Source organism: Methylobacterium sp. CCH7-A2, from assembly GCF_001557075.1.
Lineage (GTDB): Bacteria > Pseudomonadota > Alphaproteobacteria > Rhizobiales > Beijerinckiaceae > Allobosea > Allobosea massiliensis.
Window position 1 is genome coordinate 1 of the sequence record NZ_LSKN01000024.1, and the last position, 732, is coordinate 732.

The following is a 732-nucleotide window of genomic DNA, read 5'->3' on the forward strand; positions in this document are numbered from 1 at the left end:
GCTCGTCACGAAGGCGCTCGAAGATCCGCTTCGCCGTATGACGCTGCTTCACCGGAGACGCCCGATCCTCATCAAGGATCGCCTCGATCACCGGCAGCAGCGGACCGAGCTTCGGCTTCTCGACCGGCTTCGTGCGCGTGTAGCCCGACGGGATCGAGAACCGGCACATCTTATCGATCGCGGCTCAGCCCGAACACGCGAGCTGCTTCCCGCCGGCTCTGCTTCTGGTTGAAAACGAAATCGCGAACCGCCGCGTAGACCGCCACAGCGAACATCCTCGCCGACCCCAAAAAAGGATCAGACTAGCCAGCGGACGGATTTTACGCCGCCCGCGCCCGCACAAGCGCCGGCGCTTCACTGGATGGTTTTCTCACCGCCATGCACACCCGTTCTCGTCGTCGAAACGGCTGGTGCGAATTCTCGGCCCGGTTGTTCAACTAGCGGCCGGTTTCCCGTTTTCGATGGCTCCAACGTGCTTCAGGGCCGCGTCGTAGGACGGCAAACGGTCTGTAACGATCGCTTCCGTGTGACCGTACCGCCACAGCGATTTCCTGAGAGCCCGATTTAAAAGGAATTGAGCGATATTAGCAGGTTGTGATTGCCGTTTGGTGCTGAATCAAATGGGGTTTCCGATGACCTGGACCGATATCGCTCGTGCCGAGCATGACCGTGATCGCCGGTCGTGTCCCATAGCGTGGTGTAGCTGACGGTGGTCACCGGCGATTGCCGGTT

Annotated in this window: 1 pseudogene; it reads right to left on the minus strand. The window is 60.4% G+C overall.

Annotated features, from left to right (window positions below):
- Positions 1-275 (minus strand): annotated as a pseudogene (locus tag AX750_RS25295) (IS21 family transposase); the annotation flags it as partial.
- Between the last annotated feature and the right edge of the window lie 457 nt (positions 276-732).